This is a genomic window from Aeromonas sp. QDB20 (assembly GCF_027707805.1).
Lineage (GTDB): Bacteria > Pseudomonadota > Gammaproteobacteria > Enterobacterales > Aeromonadaceae > Aeromonas > Aeromonas dhakensis.
Genome location: NZ_JAPCJC010000018.1, coordinates 50816 through 68786 on the forward strand (window position 1 = coordinate 50816; position 17971 = coordinate 68786).

At 61.3% G+C, this 17971-nt stretch carries 14 protein-coding genes; 3 read left to right on the top strand and 11 right to left on the bottom strand.

Annotation, left to right across the window (positions count from 1 at the left end; translation table 11 throughout):
• The 9 genes from PG897_RS17680 to PG897_RS17720 form a co-directional block, all read right to left on the bottom strand.
• Complete coding sequence (locus PG897_RS17680) at positions 1 to 3945, bottom strand: ATP-binding protein (protein ID WP_201882241.1); 3945 nt, start codon at positions 3943 to 3945, stop codon at positions 1 to 3.
• Between the two features lie 54 nt (positions 3946 to 3999).
• Positions 4000 to 4296 (bottom strand): integration host factor subunit alpha, encoded by a 297-nt coding sequence (gene ihfA / locus PG897_RS17685; RefSeq protein ID WP_005300715.1) that lies wholly within the window; start codon positions 4294 to 4296, stop codon positions 4000 to 4002.
• Positions 4297 to 4299: 3 nt separating this feature from the next.
• Positions 4300 to 6687, bottom strand: a complete 2388-nt coding sequence (gene pheT / locus PG897_RS17690; protein ID WP_270829220.1) for a phenylalanine--tRNA ligase subunit beta — start codon at positions 6685 to 6687, stop codon at positions 4300 to 4302.
• Positions 6688 to 6699: 12 nt separating this feature from the next.
• Positions 6700 to 7683 (bottom strand): phenylalanine--tRNA ligase subunit alpha, encoded by a 984-nt coding sequence (gene pheS / locus PG897_RS17695; protein ID WP_005300689.1) that lies wholly within the window; start codon positions 7681 to 7683, stop codon positions 6700 to 6702.
• Between the two features lie 316 nt (positions 7684 to 7999).
• Positions 8000 to 8356, bottom strand: a complete 357-nt coding sequence (gene rplT, locus PG897_RS17700; protein WP_005300683.1) for a 50S ribosomal protein L20 — start codon at positions 8354 to 8356, stop codon at positions 8000 to 8002.
• Positions 8357 to 8371: 15 nt separating this feature from the next.
• Positions 8372 to 8569 carry a 50S ribosomal protein L35 gene (rpmI, locus tag PG897_RS17705; RefSeq protein WP_005300673.1) on the bottom strand — a complete coding sequence of 66 codons (198 nt, stop codon included), beginning with the start codon at positions 8567 to 8569 and terminating at the stop codon, positions 8372 to 8374.
• 86 nt (positions 8570 to 8655) lie between these two features.
• Complete coding sequence (infC, locus tag PG897_RS17710; protein WP_026139078.1) at positions 8656 to 9204, bottom strand: translation initiation factor IF-3; 549 nt, start codon at positions 9202 to 9204, stop codon at positions 8656 to 8658.
• Positions 9205 to 9207: 3 nt separating this feature from the next.
• Complete coding sequence (gene thrS, locus PG897_RS17715) at positions 9208 to 11136, bottom strand: threonine--tRNA ligase (RefSeq protein WP_005300655.1); 1929 nt, start codon at positions 11134 to 11136, stop codon at positions 9208 to 9210.
• A gap of 236 nt (positions 11137 to 11372) precedes the next feature.
• Positions 11373 to 11960, bottom strand: coding sequence for a tetratricopeptide repeat protein (locus PG897_RS17720; RefSeq protein ID WP_024941824.1), 588 nt, complete (start codon positions 11958 to 11960; stop codon positions 11373 to 11375).
• A gap of 174 nt (positions 11961 to 12134) precedes the next feature.
• Between PG897_RS17720 and PG897_RS17725 the strand changes: the two genes are divergently transcribed.
• Positions 12135 to 13190, top strand: a complete 1056-nt coding sequence (locus tag PG897_RS17725) for a PA0069 family radical SAM protein (RefSeq protein WP_024941825.1) — start codon at positions 12135 to 12137, stop codon at positions 13188 to 13190.
• Positions 13191 to 13208: 18 nt separating this feature from the next.
• Here the strand turns inward: PG897_RS17725 and PG897_RS17730 are convergent, their stop codons facing one another.
• Together PG897_RS17730 and gyrA are read right to left on the bottom strand one after the other, a co-directional pair.
• Positions 13209 to 13376 carry a hypothetical protein gene (locus tag PG897_RS17730; RefSeq protein WP_201882231.1) on the bottom strand — a complete coding sequence of 56 codons (168 nt, stop codon included), beginning with the start codon at positions 13374 to 13376 and terminating at the stop codon, positions 13209 to 13211.
• 198 nt (positions 13377 to 13574) lie between these two features.
• On the bottom strand, positions 13575 to 16322 hold the full coding sequence (gyrA, locus tag PG897_RS17735; protein WP_201882230.1) for a DNA topoisomerase (ATP-hydrolyzing) subunit A: 2748 nt from the start codon (positions 16320 to 16322) through the stop codon (positions 13575 to 13577).
• A gap of 201 nt (positions 16323 to 16523) precedes the next feature.
• Between gyrA and ubiG the strand changes: the two genes are divergently transcribed.
• Positions 16524 to 17240 (top strand): bifunctional 2-polyprenyl-6-hydroxyphenol methylase/3-demethylubiquinol 3-O-methyltransferase UbiG, encoded by a 717-nt coding sequence (gene ubiG / locus PG897_RS17740; RefSeq protein WP_005300640.1) that lies wholly within the window; start codon positions 16524 to 16526, stop codon positions 17238 to 17240.
• Entirely contained in the window at positions 17240 to 17926 is a 687-nt protein-coding gene (locus PG897_RS17745; protein WP_017782904.1) for an HAD family hydrolase, read from the top strand. Before ubiG ends, PG897_RS17745 begins: the two co-directional genes overlap by 1 nt.
• The last annotated feature ends 45 nt before the right edge of the window (positions 17927 to 17971 follow it).

Consider the following 17971-nt stretch of genomic DNA (forward strand, 5'->3'; position numbering starts at 1 on the left):
TCAGAGCCTCTCACGTAGTCGCCGGCACACCTCGTCCAGAGCTTGCCGCAGCGGGGGTAGCAGGGGTTGCCGTGGATCCCGTTTCCACTGTTCAATCACCTGGACGAGCGGGGTCGCGCCCACCATTTTGGCGGCCCCCTTCATCTTGTGTAAAGCGGCTTCCAGTGCCATCTCGTCTGCTTGTGTGACACAGCGCTCAATGTCGGCCAGATCCTGGCCGGTCGCCTCCAGATAGAGGGAGATAAGCTCGGGGGTGAGCAGCGGCATCTGGGCTTCTGACCAGGGCGCCGGTGCTGCCACCTTCTGCTCCGGGTTCGGCTCGGGTGCAGGGTCCCCCAGGGTGCGTAGCAGATTGGCGAGATCCTTGAGCAGCAGCGGCTTGTCCAGATGACCACGACAACCGCAGCTGGCCAACTGCGCCGCCGCCGGCTCGCTGAGATCGGCGGTGATCACGTAGGTGGGCAGATGTTGCCAGCGCGGGGTGTCTCGCAGTCGGCGGCAGAGCTCGGCTCCGTCCATCACCGGCATCTGCAGATCGGTCAGCACCAGATCGACCGTCTCGTGCTGCAGCATGTCGAGCGCCAGCTGGCCGTTGGCCGCGCTGATCACCTGGGCCCCCAGCTGGGTCAGCTGCATGCTGATCAATACCCGGTTCACCTCGTGATCTTCAACCAACAGCACCCGCATCCCCTGCCCCGGCAACGTGATCATGCCCTGGGCGGAGGGCACCAGCCGCGGCTGCATCAAGCTGACCACCGAGCCCGGCACCCAGGGTTCGCCCTGCCAGTCCCAGTAGCGCAGCCCCTGTTCATCCTGGCGGGCGCTCAGCACCGGGCCGGCCGGATCGTCCGGCAGATCGAGCTCGCCGAGCCAGGGCAGCAGATAGTCCCGCTCCGCCCCGTCGAGTGCCACATGGACGCTGCTCACCCGCGGGCGCCAGCGCGGCATCTCCTGCAGCAACACCAGCGGCAATGCACAGGTGAAGCGGCTGCCGCCAGTTGTGCGCGGCTCGACCCGGATCTCTCCCCCCATCTGCTCCATCAGCTGGCGACAGATGGCAAGCCCGAGCCCGGTCCCCTGGGCCCGCGGCTGCCCCTCCTCCCCACCCTGTTCAAAGGGCAGGAACAGGCGCGGCAGCAGCTCGGCACTGATGCCGGGCCCCTCGTCATCCACCCCGCACAGCAGCTGGGTGCCGTCCCGGCGGGCCCACAGCACCACCTCGCCACGGCTGCTGAACTTGATGGCATTGGCCAGCAGGTTGTGCAGCACTTGCTGCACCCGATGGGGATCCAGCTCCACCTGAGCGGGCAGTCGGTGATCCAGATCCAGCCGCAGTTGCAGCCGCTTGGAGCGGGCCTTGGACCAGTGCACGGCAGCCACATGCTCACACAAATCCACCAGATCGGTAGGCTGGGGCGAGAGCGCCAGCTGCCGGTTCTCGTTGCGGCTGAAATCGAGCACGTCGTTGAGCAGGCCCAGCAGCTCGTCCCCTGCCTGCCTGACATGGGAGAGCGCAGAGTGCTGCTCGGCATTGAGGGGGGTGTGGCTGAGCCATTCCAGCAGCCCCAGGATGGCGTTCATGGGGGTGCGGATCTCGTGGCTCACCGCCGCGAGGAAGCGGCCCTTGGCCAGCACGGCCTGCTCGGCCCGCTCATGGGAGGCCTGCAGCGCCTGCTCCTGCTCGACCCGCACCGTCACATCCTGCACCACCCCGTATACCCGCCACCCCTGCTCGGGCAGGCTGCGCCCCCGGCCGTAGAACTGCAGCCAGCGGGTACCCTTGAGCGGATGCTGGTAGCGCAGGGCATAGGAGAAGGGCTGGCCGGCCTGCAGCATCTCGCGCATGGGCTGCTGCATCTCGACCTTGTCCTGCGGTGCCAGCCGTCCCAGCGCCTCGCCCGGATTGCGGCGGATCTGCTGGCTGGCCAGCCCCAGCAACTCATAGCTGCCGCGACTGATGAACTCCACCTGGCGGATCCCCTCCTCGTGCAGCAGGAACTGGATCACCACGCCGGGCACCGTGTTGGTCAACGCCCGCAGGCGCCGCTCGGCCTGGCGCAACAAGCGGGTGCGCTCGCGCAGGGCACTGATGTTGGAGAGCGCGATGAGATCCCCCGCCGGCGACTGCTTGCCGAGCTGGAGTGGGATCTGGGCGTAGGAGTAGACCTGATCGCCCAGCGCCATCTCCCCCTCGCTCTCCTGCAGCTGGGCCTGTGGCAGGTGCAATTCCGCCAGGTAGCGGGCCTCCAGCCGCTTGGCCTGCTTGTTGCGCTTGATGATCTCGCCCTGATTGTCCCGCAGGAACACTGGCACCGGCAGCGCCTGGAACAGGGACTCCCGGAACTGGCTCTCCAGAGCCAGGGTCTGCTCCATCGCCTGGCGCTGGCTTACCTCCCGGGCCAGCTGCTGGCGCGAGCGCCAGATCAGCCAGATGACACCGGCACTGATCAGCAGCGCCAGCAACACCGAACCCAGCCAGATCCCGTAGCTGACCCCGGCCTGCTGGGTCAGTACCAGCCGGTGCCAGCGCAGTTTGAGATCGTCATTCTGCTTGCCGGTGAGGGTCATCAGACTCTGTTCCATCACCCCGGCAAGCCTGGGGCTGTGCCGACTGATGGCAAACCCCAACCCGAAACGCTGCGGCAACTCCCGCACCTCCAGCCCGTCCAGCTGGTTGTTGCGAAGCGGGTATTGCAGCTGATAGAGCTCGGCCAGCATGGCGTCGGCCGCGCCGCTCTGTACCGCCGATATCCCCGCTGCCAGGGTGTCGCTCTTGCGCCAGTGATGCGTACCCTCCAGGCGGGTCAGCATCTCTTCGTCATAGAGGGTGGCGGGCACCACTATCCTGCCCTTCACCGCCGCCAGCGTCTCGAGCGGCTGGGTCTTGCGGCTCACCAGGGCATAACGGCTGACCGCCATGATCCGGGTAAAGTCGAAGGCATCGGTCAGCGCCGGCGTTTCCAGCAGGCCGACCATCATGTCAGCCTCGCCGCTTTGCAGCTTGGCCAGCGCCTCTTCCCGGCTGGCGGTGGGGATTACGTGGAAGTTGAGCCCGGTCTGCTGGCTCACCAGTTTCAGCACGTCCGCGCTCCACCCCTTGAGATCGCCCTGCTCGTCGAGGCCGCTGTAAGGCATCAGATCCGGGTTGACCACCAGCTTGATGGCGCTGGAGGTGCCGACCAGCCAGGCCTGCTCCTTGTCGGTGAAGTGAAGCGGGTTGATGTCCTGCTCCCCCTGCGCCAGGTAGCGGTCGAGATCCTGATAGAGGGAGCCCGGCGGCAGGTAGCGGATGGCGGTGTCGATCAGCTCGCGCAGTGCCGGTTTGTCCCGCATCATCAGCCGGTAGCTCACCACCAGCTCGTCGCTGCGCAGGCGGCGCAGCCGCAGCCCGGTATCCGGGTATTCGCGCATCAGGTAACGCAGCTGCAGGTAGTCGCCGAGGTAGGCCGTCCCCTTGCCCGCCGCCAGCGCCGCGTACCAGTTGTCCGCCTCGGTCAGGGGTTGCTGGGTTGAATGGGGATAGAGGGCACGCAGTACCTCGTTCGCCTGCCAGATGGGCGAGACCAGGAACCTGGCCTGCTTCAGCTCGCCGCGATAGAGAATGGCGGACTCGGCCTCCAGCATGGCACGACTGAGCGCCATCCCGGGCAGGGCCTCCAGAGAGGGGCCCACGTTGGGAATGAGATCGCAGCGCCCCTCCAGCAATCCGCTGCGCACGGCAGACCAGTTGGGCAGCTTCTGATAGATGAGCGGAAAGGGGAGCTGTTCGGCCAGTCGCTCCATCTGATCGACCAGCAGCCCTCCCGACTCATCGAGATAAGGCGGTCTGATGAGCGCCGGATAACAGATGGTCAGCGACTGGGTGGCATCGGCAAATGCCTTGGCGGTCGTGGAGAGAGGCAGATCCATCGCCTGCAGTGGCGCGGCCAGCAGCAGACCTAGCAAAAGACTGGTTTTTATCATGAAAAAGTAAAAGCCAGGCGGTTGCCTGGCTTTTTGTCACTCGTTGGGTTCAACATTTTCGACCCTGGCCTTGAGTTTCTGACCAGGGCGGAAGGTGACCACCCGCCGGGCGCTGATGGGAATATCTTCGCCGGTTTTCGGGTTACGTCCTGGACGCTGGTTCTTCTCACGAAGATCAAAGTTACCGAAGCCTGAAATCTTGACTTGTTCACCACGCTCAAGCGCTTGTCTGATCTCTTCAAAGAAGGCTTCCACCATATCTTTGGCTTCACGCTTGCTCATCCCGAGCTGGGTGAACAGGTGCTCTGCAATGTCGGCTTTGGTAAGCGCCATAGATCAATCCCTCAAGGATGCATTCAACTCTTCACCAAGGGCCCGCACGACATTGTCTACGGTCTCGGCAATCTCTTTCTCCTCCAGAGTGCGCTGGGTGTCTTGCAGAACAAGACTAATGGCCAGGCTCTTCTTGTCCTCGGCCATACCAGCACCCTGGTATACGTCAAACAAGTTTATTCCAACTACCTGATTTCCGCCAACTTTTTTAATTACTGCCAGCACATCGCCGGCCAGAACCGCAACATCAACCACCACGGCGATGTCGCGACGGTTGGCCGGGAAGCGGGAAACTTCGGCTGCAACCGGCACCTTGGCCGGGGTCAGCTTGTCCAGCTCCAGCTCGAACATCACGGCACGGCTCTTGAGGCCCAGCTTCTTCTCGAGGCTCGGGTGGATCACGCCGATGTGGCCGATGACCTCGCCATTGCGCAGGATCGCCGCGCTCTGGCCAGGGTGCAGGGCACTGTGTTCGGCACGCTCGAAGGTGAAGGTGGCGCCTTCGGCGGTCAAGTCCAGCACCGCTTCCAGATCCCCTTTCAGATCAAAGAAGTCGGCAGCGCGGCTCTTGATGTCCCAGTGCTCGTCGCTCTGGTTGCCGGTGATGATGCCGGCCAGCATGGGCTCCTGACGGATGCCGTTCTCGGCATTTTCGTCCTTGATGAAACGCAGGCCCTGCTCGAACAGGCGCACCCGCGGCTGCTGACGGTTCTGGTTGTAAACCACCGCCTGTACCAGACCCGGGAACAGAGAGACGCGCATGGCGGACATCTCGACCGAGATCGGGTTCGGCAGCACGATGGCATCGCTCTGCGGGAACAGGGTCTGCTGAGCCTTGGGATCCACGAAGCTGTAGGTGATCGCTTCCTGGAAGCCGCGATCGACCAGCAGGTCGCGCACCCGCTTCAGGGTCACCTGCCCTTCTGCCTGCTCGACCATCGCGAGGGATGCGGCGGGTTTGAGGTTCGGGATGTTGTTGTAGCCGTAGATGCGGGCCACTTCCTCGATGAGGTCTTCCTCGATGGCGATATCGAAACGCCAGGAGGGAGCCAGCGCGGTCCAGCCGTCGGCGTCCACGGTCACCTGCATGCCGAGGCGAGTCAGGATCTCGACCACCTGCGCATCCGCCACGCTGATGCCGATCACCTTGTCGAGCTTGCTACGACGCAGCTTGATGGGGGCTGCCTTGGGCAGATGATCACCGGATTTGACCTCGATGACCGGACCCGCTTCACCACCGCAGATATCCAGCAGCAGACGGGTGGCACGGTCCATCACCTTGGCCTGCAGCTCAGGGTCGACCCCGCGTTCGAAGCGGTGGGAAGAGTCGGTGTGCAGACCGTAGGCACGGGCACGGCCGGTGATGGAGAGCGGCGCGAAGAAGGCGCACTCCAGCAGGATGTCGGTGGTGGTCTCGGAGACACCGGTGCGATTGCCGCCGAAGATGCCGGCCATGCAGGCAGGGCCCTGGGCGTCTGCAATAACGAGCGTGGTCTCTTTGAGCTTCACTTCGTTGCCATCGAGCAGAGTCATCGGCTCGTCGGCCTTGGCGCGGCGCACCACCAGTTCCCCTTCAAGCGTCGCCAAGTCGAAGGCGTGCATCGGCTGGCCATATTCCAGCAGCAGGTAGTTGGTGATGTCGACGATGGCGTCGATGGAGCGGATACCGCCACGGCGCAGCTTCTCCTGCATCCAGAGCGGGCTCTGGGCGTGCAGGTTCAGCCCCTTGATGACACGACCGAGATAACGGGGGCAATCGGCCGGCGCTTCAACCCGGATCGGGAAGGTAGCGTCGATGGTGGCAGCAGCAGGGGTCCAGGTCGGCTCGACCACGTCAACGCTGTTGAGCACGCCGATTTCACGGGCCAGACCGGCGATGCCGAGGCAGTCGGCGCGGTTCGGGGTCAGATCCACGTCGATGCTGACGTCGTTGAGCGCCAGGTAGTCGCGGATATCGGTGCCGATGGGGGCGTCAAGCGGAAGCTCGATGATGCCATCGGCCTCGACGTCGATACCCAGCTCGCTGAAGGAGCAGAGCATGCCGTGGGACGGCTGGCCGCGCAGTTTGGCTTTCTTGATGGTGAAATCACCCGGCAGGGTCGCCCCGACCTTGGCCACGCAGACTTTGAGGCCGGCACGGCAGTTCGTTGCACCGCAGACGATGTCCAGCAGCTCTTCTTCGCCCACGTTGACCTTGGTCACCCGCAGCTTGTCGGCGTCCGGGTGCTGGGCGCACTCGACCACTTCACCCACCACCACGTTGTTGAACTGGCCAGCCACCGCTTCCACGGCGTCCACTTCCAGACCAGCCATGGTGATCTGCTCGGCCAGTGCGTTGTCACTCAACTCGGTGCGGACCCACTCCATCACCCAGGATTTACTGAATTTCATGTTCTCTCGCCCTTACTTGAACTGCTTGAGGAAGCGCAGGTCGTTTTCGAAGAAGGCACGCAGGTCGTTGACCCCGTAACGCAGCATGGTCAGGCGCTCAACGCCCATGCCGAAGGCAAAACCGGAGTATTTTTCCGGATCGATGCCGACCGAACGCAGCACGTTCGGGTGCACCATGCCGCAGCCCAGCACTTCCAGCCACTTGCCGTTCTTGCCCATCACGTCCACTTCGGCGCTCGGCTCGGTGAACGGGAAGTAGGAAGGACGGAAGCGAATGGTCAAGTCTTCCTCGAAGTAGTTGCGCAGGAAGTCATGCAGGATGCCCTTGAGCTCGGTGAAGCTGGCATGCTCGTCAACCAGCAGGCCTTCGACCTGGTGGAACATCGGGGTGTGGGTCATGTCGTAGTCGTTACGATAGACGCGGCCCGGCGCTATGATGCGGATCGGCGGCTGCTGATGCTCCATGGTGCGGATCTGCACGCCCGAGGTGTGGGTGCGCAGCATCAGATCAGGATTGAAGTAGAAGGTATCGTGATCGGTACGAGCCGGATGGTGCGCCGGGATATTCAGCGCATCGAAGTTGTGGAAGCCATCTTCAATCTCGGGACCACGGGCAACCTTGAAGCCCATCTCGCCAAATAGGCGCTCGATGCGCTCGATGGTGCGGGTCACCGGGTGCAGACCACCATTCTCGATGCGGCGGCCCGGCAGGCTGACGTCGATGGTCTCGGCGGCCAGCTTCTGGTTCAGCACGGCAACTTCGAGGGCTTCACGACGCCCGTTCAGGGCATCCTGAACCTGCTGTTTGGCCTGGTTGATCACGGCGCCCGCGGCGGGACGCTCTTCAGCGGACAGGGCGCCCAGGCCCTTCATCTGCTCGGTAAAAAAGCCCTTTTTACCCAGATATTTGACCCGGATTTCGTCGAGGGCGGCGATATCGCTTACACCCTCAATTTCGGCCCTGGCTTGGCCGACTACTTCTTCAAGCTGTTGCATGTCTTCCTCGTCACCACTCCCGGTACAGGAGCCTTTAGGCTAAATAAGGTCAAGAGGGGAATAATACAAAAAAAGCCCCTTCACTGACCATAGTTAAGGTGCCCTTTTCTCCCTAGAAATCATTTTGTTATCAAGTAGGGCTTCGAGCCGGACCTGCTTCTTCTTTGCGATTGGGTACACAATTTCAGTTTGATGGCATATGAAGCCATATGTATAGCTATCATGATGGTAGAGTCATCGCCGCCTGCAAGCGACAAATGACAGACAACAAAAAAGGAGGCATAGGCCTCCTTTTAGCATTTATAACAGAACCGGATTAAACCAGAGCTGCTTTGGCCTTTTCAACCAGGGCGGTGAAAGCCAGCTTGTCGTGAACGGCGATATCGGACAGGATCTTGCGATCGATCTCGATGGAAGCCTTCTTCAGACCGTTGATCAGACGGCTGTAGGACAGACCGTTCTGACGGGCTGCTGCGTTGATACGAGCAATCCACAGTTGACGGAACTGACGCTTTTTCTGGCGACGGTCACGGTAGGCATACTGACCAGCTTTGGTTACCGCTTGTACCGCTACGCGGTAGACACGGGAACGGGCGCCGTAGTAACCCTTGGCGGCTTTCATTACTTTCTTGTGACGAGCGCGAGCGGTCACACCACGTTTAACTCTTGGCATTTTTCACATCCCCCCTTATGCGTACGGCAGACAAGCGACAACACGTTTGTGGTCGGCAGCGGAAACAAAGAACTTCGGTCCCAGCTGACGCTTACGCTTACTGCTCTTCTTGGTCAGGATGTGACGCAGGTGGTTGTGCTTGCACTTGAAGCGACCTGAGCCAGTCTTCTTGAAGCGCTTTGCGGCGCCCCGGTTGGTTTTCATCTTCGGCATTTCATACTCCGCATTGTGAGTGACAACAAAATCGCAAGGCGAACCGACTCATGGGGCTGGCCCCATGAGTCAATTTCTTGTGGGCCTTAAGATTTCTTCTTGGGTGCGAGGACCATCACAGCTTGACGGCCTTCGACTTTCGGGAACGATTCGACTACGGCCAGCTCTTCCAGATCGTTCTTGACGCGCTCCAGAACCTTGATACCAAGATCCTGGTGGGCCATTTCACGACCACGGAAGCGCAGGGTGACCTTTGCCTTGTCCCCGTCTTCCAGAAAGCGAACCAGGTTGCGTAGTTTTACCTGATAGTCGCCTTCGTCGGTGCCAGGACGGAATTTGATTTCCTTGACCTGGACGACTTTCTGCTTTTTCTTCTGTTCTTTGGTGGTTTTGCTCTTTTCGTAGAGGAATTTGCCGTAATCCATGATCCGGCAAACGGGCGGCTCAGCGTTCGGACTGATCTCGACCAGATCCACTCCGGCCTCAAGGGCCAAGTTCAGAGCATCCTGGATGGAGGTGATGCCAATGGCTTCACCATCCAGGCCAGTCAGACGAACTTCTTTCAGACGGATCTCTTCGTTGATCCGGTGAGCGCGGGCTTGCGGTTGCTTGCCCAGTTTTTTTCCGCCTTTTATAGCTTATTCCTCCACTTTCTTTTGTCCGCGGGTCTGAACTTCCTGGGTCAACAGAGCAATCAGCTCTTCAACAGGATAAGAGCCCAGGTCAGCCCCTTTACGGGTACGTACTGCAATCTTGCCGGCTTCTACTTCTTTATCGCCGCAGACCAGCATAAAAGGTACCCGCTTCAAAGTATGCTCGCGGATTTTAAAGCCAATCTTCTCATTTCTCAAGTCCGCTTTTGCGCGAAGGCCCGCATCATTCAATGCTTTGGCTACTTTCACCGCATAATCGGCCTGATTGTCGGTAATATTCATGACCACGGCCTGGGTAGGTGCCAACCAGGTCGGGAACAGTCCGGCGTACTCTTCGGTCAGGATCCCGATGAAACGCTCCAGCGAGCCCAGAATGGCGCGGTGGATCATCACGGGGACGTGACGCTCGTTGTCTTCGCCCACATAAGTGGCACCCAGACGGCCCGGCAGGGCAAAATCGAGCTGCACGGTACCACATTGCCAGGCACGGTCAAGGCAGTCATGCAGGGTGAATTCGATCTTGGGACCGTAGAAGGCCCCCTCGCCCGGCTGCAGGTCGTACTTCAGACCGTTCAGCACCAGCGCTTCGGCCAGCGCGGCCTCGGCGCGATCCCAGGCCTCATCGGAGCCGATACGCTGTTCCGGACGAGTGGAGAGCTTGACCACGATGTTCTCGAAACCGAAGGTGCCGTAGACGTCGTAGACCATGCGGATGCACGCAGACACCTCTTCCATGATCTGCTCTTCGGTACAGAAGATGTGGGCATCATCCTGAGTGAAACCCCGTACCCGCATCAGGCCGTGCAGTGAGCCTGACGGCTCGTTGCGGTGGCAGGAGCCGAACTCGGCCATGCGCAGCGGCAGGTCGCGGTAGGATTTCAGGCCCTGGTTGAAGATCTGCACGTGACCCGGGCAGTTCATCGGCTTGATGGCGTACTCGCGGTTCTCGGACTGGGTGGTGAACATGGCCTGGGCGTACTTCTCCCAGTGACCTGAACGCTCCCACAGCACGCGATCCATCATGAAGGGACCCTTCACTTCCTGATAGTCGTACTCTTTGAGCTTGCCGCGGATGAAGGTTTCCAGCTCGCGGAAGATGGTCCAGCCGTCGTTGTGCCAGAACACCATGCCCGGCGCTTCTTCCTGCATGTGGTACAGGTCGAGCTGCTTGCCGATCTTGCGGTGGTCGCGCTTGGCGGCCTCTTCCAGACGCTGCAAATAGGCCTTGAGCTGCTTCTTGTCGGCCCAGGCGGTGCCGTAGATGCGCTGCAGCATCTTGTTGTTGGAGTCACCGCGCCAGTAGGCGCCGGACATCTTCTGCAACTTGAAGTGGTGGCAGTGACGCATGTTGGGCACGTGCGGGCCGCGACACATGTCGATGTACTCTTCGTGATGATAAAGACCTGGCTGGTCATCACGGGCAATGTTCTGATCCAGGATCTCGACCTTGTAAGTCTCGCCACGGGCTTCGAACACATCGCGTGCTTCCTGCCAGGAGACCTTCTTCTTGACGACGTCGTAATCCTTGGCGGCCAGCGCCAGCATGCGTTCTTCCAGGGCAGCCAGATCTTCATCGGTCAGGGTGCGGTCGAGATCGATGTCGTAGTAGAAACCATTGTCTATGACGGGACCGATGGCCATCTTGGTCTGGGGCCAGAGTTGCTTGATGGCATGACCCAGCAGGTGAGCACAGGAGTGGCGCAGAATGTCCAGACCTTCTTCGTCTTTGGCGGTGATGATGGCCAGGGAGGCATCGGCTTCGATCAGCTCGCAGGCATCCACCAGTTCACCGTTTACCCGACCGGCAATGCACGCCTTGGCGAGACCGGGACCGATGTCCGCGGCCACATCCATGACGGAAACGGCGTGGGCAAATTGACGTTGGCTGCCATCAGGCAGAGTAATGATTGGCATTGTGTGTTTCCTTATACAGTGGTGCCCCCTACCAAAGGGCACATGCGGGATGGAAAGATTCATTCAAAAATGGGTGATGTTCTGGCTCTCCACAGCACTTTGCGAAGACGCCCCGTGACGCAAACAACCCGTTCAACGTCGCAAGACAAACCAAAAACCGGACCATGCTACCAGAAGTAGGCGGGGCTGTATCGGGTTTGCTGAGATTTTCTACAACCAGATGAACCGCTTGGAGGTTATTCCCCTAGCAGGGGCTGCCAGTTGAAATCGAACGTGGAGCTCCCCTCCTGGGCCAGTTCCAGCTCCTGCAGCACCTTGAGCGCCAGCTGGTTGCCCTGCCTGGCGGCCTGATAGAGCCACTCCTTGGCACGGGGCAGATCGACCCGCCCGCTGACCCCCATCAGATGCAGCACCCCCACCTTCAGCATGGCGGGCACATCACCGTTCCTGGCCGCCAGCTCCATCCAGTGAAACGCCTCGCGCAGATCCCGCTTCACCCCGGCGCCCCGCAAATAGAGCTCCCCCAGCCGGTACTGGCCGAAGGCGTCCCCCGCCTGCGCCGCCTGACGATAGAGGTTGATGGCGCGTTCCATATCCTGCTCGCTCCCCTGCCCCATTTCATGGCTCCAGCCCATCAATGCCTGCGCCCGTGGCTGGCCCTGATCCGCCAGCGGCGACCAGATCCGGGTTGCCTCATCGAAGTGGCCGGTGCGCCAGGCGCGGTTGGCCGAGGCCAGCTCCTGCTCGGTAGAGAGCGGGATCAGGCGCCAGATAACCAGCGCAATGACGGCGATGAAGAGCCAGCGGTAGGTGATGGGTGCCATGATGATTTCCGTGATCCAGTTCGCATTTCGTCTATGTAAACGAAATGTAGCACCGCGATCAAGCAAGAGATCCTTTTGACATGCTTTTTATGGCCGGCTGGGTCGGCAGGGCTTGCATTCGGCAATGAGGGTCAGCATGATAACTGTATATATAAACAGTATTGGTGCAGCACCATGGCAGGACGAGGCAGTTCCCACAACGTTGATCACCGTTTCAGCGGCCCGCGGGTCGATGCGGTCGACGACGGCTGGGCCCAACCCGAGTGGGAAGCGGCATTCGCCGCCAGCGCTCCCCGCACCGAGGTGACGGAGATCAGCGCCCGCAGCATCATCAGTTACAACAGCTCCCCCGACGTTCCCTTCGGCCGCTCCATCAATCCCTATCAGGGGTGCGAACACGGTTGCATTTACTGTTATGCCAGACCGAGCCACGCCTATCTCGAGCTCTCCCCCGGCCTCGACTTCGAAACCAGGCTGTTTGCCAAACTCAACGCCGCCGAGCTGCTGCGTCGGGAGTTTGCCAGACCTGCCTATCAGCCGCAGACCATAGTGCTGGGGGCCAATACCGACCCCTATCAGCCCATCGAGCATCACTATCGCCTCACCCGCCAGTTGCTCGAGGTGATGCTAGCCCACCGCCATCCGGTGGGGATCATCACCAAGAGCGCCATGATATTGCGCGACCTCGATCTGCTGACCGAGCTGGCCCGGGAGGGGCTCTGCCAGGTGATGGTGTCGGTCACCACCTTGAATGAAACCCTGCGGCGACAGCTGGAGCCAAGAGCCAGCACCGGGACCGGGCGGCTTAAGGTGGTGGAGAAACTGGCCCGCGCCGGCGTGCCGGTCGGCGTGCTGGCGGCGCCCATGATCCCGCGCCTCAACGAGCCCGAGCTCGAGCAGATCATCAAGAGCGCCGCCGAGGCCGGAGCCCATTGCGCCGACTATATCCTGCTGCGACTGCCCCACGAGCTGGCACCGCTGTTCAGTGACTGGCTGGAGCAATACTACCCAGGCCAGAAGGAGGCGATCCTCAACCAGCTGCGAGCCAGCCGGGACGGCGCTCTTAACAGTCCCGCCTTCGGGACCCGGATGCGGGGAGAAGGCCAGTTTGCCGATCTGCTGGCCCAGCGCTTTCGCTTGATCGCCAAGCGGCTCGGGCTTGGCAAGCGCCACTTTCAACTGCGCCAGGATGCCTTCATCCGCCCGGGCGAACAGCTGCGGCTGTTTTAATTCCCGTCATGACGCCAGTCAGCCTCTGGGACACACTCTCGCAGCGCGCTCGCGGGCAATCAGCTCGACCGGCAGCCTCGCCGGTTCATGGGCCACTTCCAGCTCCTGTTCGTGCTGCGCCTCGTCCCTCCCAGCTTCGCCCCATACCCGGCTCCACCAGATTTCCCACATCACCCAGCTGGTCATAAGATGCTCCTGTGCGGCAGAGGCCGCCGTTGTGATCGCCGACGCAGGCAAGATGCCCTGCCCCCATGACAGAGGCATGACGCCCCGATGACATCTCGGTTGCCGCTCTGGCGGCAGCCTGGCTGGGGCAGCTAACGGCGGGCATAAAAAAAGAGCGACCTGAAGGTCGCTCTTTCATATCGGGAAAAGGGGGAACGATTACTCGTCGCCCGCCTCCCCTGCATCGACAGCACCGGTGTCTGCGGCGGTATCGGTGCCTTCAGACACCTCACCCTCGACGGCCAGTGCCTCGGTTTCCTCTTCGTCGCTCTCGGCAACACGCTGCAGGCCGACCACGGTTTCGTCTTCACCGGTACGGATCAGACGCACACCGCCGGTGTTGCGGCCGATGACGCTCACCTCGGCAACGCGAGTACGTACCAGGGTACCGCCGTTGGTGATCAGCATGATCTGGTCGGTATCCTCGACCTGGATCGCATCGATCACCTTGCCGTTGCGCTCGTCCACCTTGATGGAGATAACGCCCTGGGTACCACGGCTCTTGGTCGGGTATTCGTCCAGCGCGGTACGCTTGCCGTAACCATTCTCGGTGGCGGTGAGGATGGCACCGTCGCCACGGGGGACGATGAGGGAGACCACCTTGTCACCGGCGCCGAGCTTGATGCCGCGCACACCGGCAGCGGTACGACCCATGGGACGCACGCCCTTGAAGGAGCCCTTGCTTTCGGTGCCTTCGCCGTTGTCGCTGCCATCATCGTCGTTGCCGGCGTCGTCGTCGGTGTCGACCTCGTCAGTGGCATCGGCATCGGCGCGACCGCTGCCTTCCGCGAAGCGAACAACCTTGCCCGCATCGGAGAAGAGCATGATCTCGTTGCTGCCGTCGGTGATGTCCACCCCGATCAGCTCATCACCCTCTTTGAGGTTGATGGCGCGGATACCGGAGGAGAGCGGACGGCTGAAGTCGGACAGGCTGGTCTTCTTCACGGTACCGTTGGCGGTGGCGAAGAACACATACTTGTCGGCGTCATATTCCTTGACCGGCAGGATGGCGGTGATGCGCTCACCCTCATCCAGCGGCAGCAGGTTGATGATCGGACGACCGCGGGCGCCACGGGACGCCTCCGGCAGTTGATACACCTTGAGCCAGTAGACCTTGCCACGGGTGGAGAAGCACAGAATGGTGTCGTGGGTGTTGGCCACCAACAGACGCTCCACAAAATCCTCTTCCTTGATCCGGGTGGCCGACTTGCCACGACCACCGCGGCGCTGGGCCTCGTAGTCGGAGAGCGGCTGATACTTCACGTAACCCTGGTGAGACAAGGTCACGACCACGTCTTCCGGGGTGATCAGATCTTCGATGTTGATCTCGGCACTGGACATGCTGATCTCGGTACGACGCTCGTCGCCGTACTGCTCGCGCACGGCCAGCAGTTCGTCGCGGATCACTTCCATCAACCGCACCGGGCTTGCCAGGATGAACAGCAGCTCGGCGATGAGATCCAGCAGAGATTGGTACTCTTCCAGGATCTTCTCGTGCTCGAGGCCGGTCAGCTTGTGCAGACGCAGGTCAAGGATGGCCTGGGCCTGCTGCTCGGTCAGGTAGTAGTGACCCTCGCGGATGCCGAACTCGGGTTCCAGCCACTCGGGGCGGGCTGCGTCGTCACCGGCTTTCTCCAGCATGGAGGCCACGTTGCCGAGCTCCCAGCCACGGGCAACCAGGCCCGCTTTCGCATCGGCCGGGGTCGCGCTGTGGCGAATGAGTTCGATCACCGGATCGATGTTGGCCAGCGCCACCGCCAGGCCTTCCAGGATGTGAGCCCGATCCCGCGCCTTGCGCAGTTCGAACACAGTCCGGCGGGTCACCACTTCGCGGCGGTGCAGCAGGAATGCATCCAGGATCTCTTTGAGGTTCATCACCTTGGGCTGGTTGTTGTCCAGCGCCACCATGTTGATGCCGAAAGTGGTCTGCATCTGGGTGTGCTTGTAGAGATTGTTCAGCACAATCTCGCCGGACTCGCCGCGCTTGATCTCGATGACGATGCGCATGCCGTCCTTGTCGGACTCATCGCGCAGGGCGCTGATGCCCTCGATCTTCTTCTCTTTGACCAGCTCGGCAATCTTCTCGATCAGGCGAGCCTTGTTCACCTGATAGGGGATCTCGTGGACGATGATGGTCTCGCGACTGGTCTTCTCGTCTACTTCCACCTCGGCCTTGGCGCGCACGTAGATGGAGCCACGACCGGTACGGTACGCCTGCACGATGCCGGAACGACCGTTGATGATGCCACCGGTGGGGAAATCCGGGCCGGTGATGTAGGTCATCAGCTCGTCGATGGTGAGGTCGCCGTTCTCGATCAACGCCAGACAGCCGTTGACTATCTCGGTGAGGTTGTGAGGCGGAATGTTGGTCGCCATGCCCACCGCAATACCGGAGGAGCCGTTGACCAGCAGGTTGGGAACCTTGGTGGGCATGACAGCCGGGATCATCTCGGTGCCGTCATAGTTCGGCACCCAGTCCACGGTCTCTTTGTCCAGATCGGCCAGCAGCTCGTGGGAGATGCGGGCCATCCGCACTTCGGTATAACGCATGGCCGCGGCGCTGTCGCCATCGACCGAACCGAAGTTGCCCTGACCGTCGACCAGCATGTAACGCATGGAGAAATCCTGCGCCATGCGGACGATGGTGTCATACACGGCAATGTCGCCGTGCGGGTGATATTTACCGATTACGTCACCGACCACACGGGCCGATTTTTTATAGGGCTTGTTCCAGTCGTTCCCCAGCTCGTTCATTGCATACAGAACGCGGCGGTGAACCGGTTTCAAGCCATCACGCACATCCGGCAGAGCTCGTCCTACGATCACGCTCATGGCGTAATCAAGATAGGAACTCTTGAGCTCTTCTTCGATGTTGACCGGCGTGATCTCTCTGGCCAGATCGCTCATAGAAAGCCTTAATCCCTAATTAGTTGTTCTTTGGCTTAAACAGCGCGACATGGTAACACACTGAGCCAAATATCTTAAGCCACAAATCCGGTAACAAGTCGGGCTGGTGTGACAAAGTCCGTCCGTTATAATGCCCGCCAGGACAATAGATTGCGCGCGCACTCCCCTGCCTGCGCGCCCTTGCCACAGGATCATCAAAAAATGCACAGTGATGCCAATGTCGATCTGACAGAAATCGCCAAATTCGAAGCCATCGCCTCCCGCTGGTGGGACATGGAGGGAGAGTTCAAGCCGCTGCATCAAATCAACCCGGTGCGCCTTGACTGGATCACCGACAAGAGCGGCGGCCTGTTTGGCAAGCGCATCCTCGACATCGGTTGCGGCGGCGGCATCCTCGCCGAGAGCATGGCTCGTCGGGGCGCCCAGGTCACCGGCATCGACATGGGCAAGGAGCCCCTGGGCGTCGCTCGCCTGCACGCCCTGGAAGCGGGTGTGGAGCTCGAGTATCGCCAGATCACCGCCGAGGCTCACGCCGACGAAGCCCCGGGCCAGTATGACGTGGTCACCTGCATGGAGATGCTGGAGCACGTGCCGGACCCCGCCTCCGTGCTGCGCGCCATCGCCACCCTAGTGCGCCCGGGCGGCAAGGTGTTCGTCTCCACCATCAACCGCAACCCGAAAGCCTATCTGATGATGATCCTCGGCGCCGAGTACCTGATGAAGATGGTCCCCAAGGGTACCCACGACCACAAGAAATTCATCACCCCGGCCGAACTGTGTCGCATGGGTGAGGCCGCAGGCCTGCTGGTACGGGACATGAGCGGCGTCCACTACGCGCCGCTCTCCAACAGCTTCAAGCTTGGTCGCAACGTCGACGTCAACTACATGGTGGCGTTCGAGCGCCCGGAGCAAGGCTGATGACGACTCACCCTGCTGCACCCCTTGGCTGCGTGCTGTTTGATCTGGACGGTACCCTGCTCGATACCGCGCCGGATCTCGGCGCTGCCGTCAACCATGTGCTGATAAGCGAAGGCTTTGCGCCGCTCTCTGACGACATCATTCGTCAGACCACCTCTCACGGGGCCCTGGGGCTGCTCAGGGCCGGTCTTGGTGACGAGCTGCTGGAGGAGCTGGGCGCCACCCGCCTTCGCACCGCCCTGCTCGACTACTACGCGGCCAACCTCTGTGTCGGCACCCGCCCCTATGAAGGCATGGTGGATCTCATCGAGTGGCTCGACGAGAAAAAGCTGCCCTGGGGCATCGTCACCAACAAGCCAGGCTTTCTCACCGAGCCGCTGCTGGCTGCGCTGCCGGCGCTTGCCAGTTGCGGCGTCACCGTCAGCGCCGACACTCTGCCGGTGCGCAAGCCCGACCCCGCCCCCATGTTCTTTGCCTGCGAGCAACTTGGCGTCGCGGCCAGCCACTGCCTCTATGTGGGGGATCATGTGCGCGACATCGAGGCCGGACGCAACGCCGGCATGCGTACCGCCGTCGCCGGCTGGGGTTACCTCAATGACGACGAGGATCCCGCCCAGTGGGGCGCCGACCTTCACTTTGATACCGTGCAGGCCCTGCATCACTGGCTGCGCTACGAGCTGGATTAAGCCTTGCCCGCCTGAGCAGTCAGGCAAGGCTGCCGTGGATACATA

Coding starts and splice junctions, on each gene's coding strand:
- ihfA (WP_005300715.1), bottom strand. CDS start 4,296: ATGGCGCTTACCAAAGCCGACATTGCAGAGCACCTGTTCACCCAGCTC.
- pheT (WP_270829220.1), bottom strand. CDS start 6,687: ATGAAATTCAGTAAATCCTGGGTGATGGAGTGGGTCCGCACCGAGTTG.
- pheS (WP_005300689.1), bottom strand. CDS start 7,683: ATGCAACAGCTTGAAGAAGTAGTCGGCCAAGCCAGGGCCGAAATTGAG.
- rplT (WP_005300683.1), bottom strand. CDS start 8,356: ATGCCAAGAGTTAAACGTGGTGTGACCGCTCGCGCTCGTCACAAGAAA.
- rpmI (WP_005300673.1), bottom strand. CDS start 8,569: ATGCCGAAGATGAAAACCAACCGGGGCGCCGCAAAGCGCTTCAAGAAG.
- thrS (WP_005300655.1), bottom strand. CDS start 11,136: ATGCCAATCATTACTCTGCCTGATGGCAGCCAACGTCAATTTGCCCAC.
- PG897_RS17720 (WP_024941824.1), bottom strand. CDS start 11,960: ATGGCACCCATCACCTACCGCTGGCTCTTCATCGCCGTCATTGCGCTG.
- PG897_RS17725 (WP_024941825.1), top strand. CDS start 12,135: ATGGCAGGACGAGGCAGTTCCCACAACGTTGATCACCGTTTCAGCGGC.
- PG897_RS17730 (WP_201882231.1), bottom strand. CDS start 13,376: ATGACCAGCTGGGTGATGTGGGAAATCTGGTGGAGCCGGGTATGGGGC.
- gyrA (WP_201882230.1), bottom strand. CDS start 16,322: ATGAGCGATCTGGCCAGAGAGATCACGCCGGTCAACATCGAAGAAGAG.
- ubiG (WP_005300640.1), top strand. CDS start 16,524: ATGCACAGTGATGCCAATGTCGATCTGACAGAAATCGCCAAATTCGAA.
- PG897_RS17745 (WP_017782904.1), top strand. CDS start 17,240: ATGACGACTCACCCTGCTGCACCCCTTGGCTGCGTGCTGTTTGATCTG.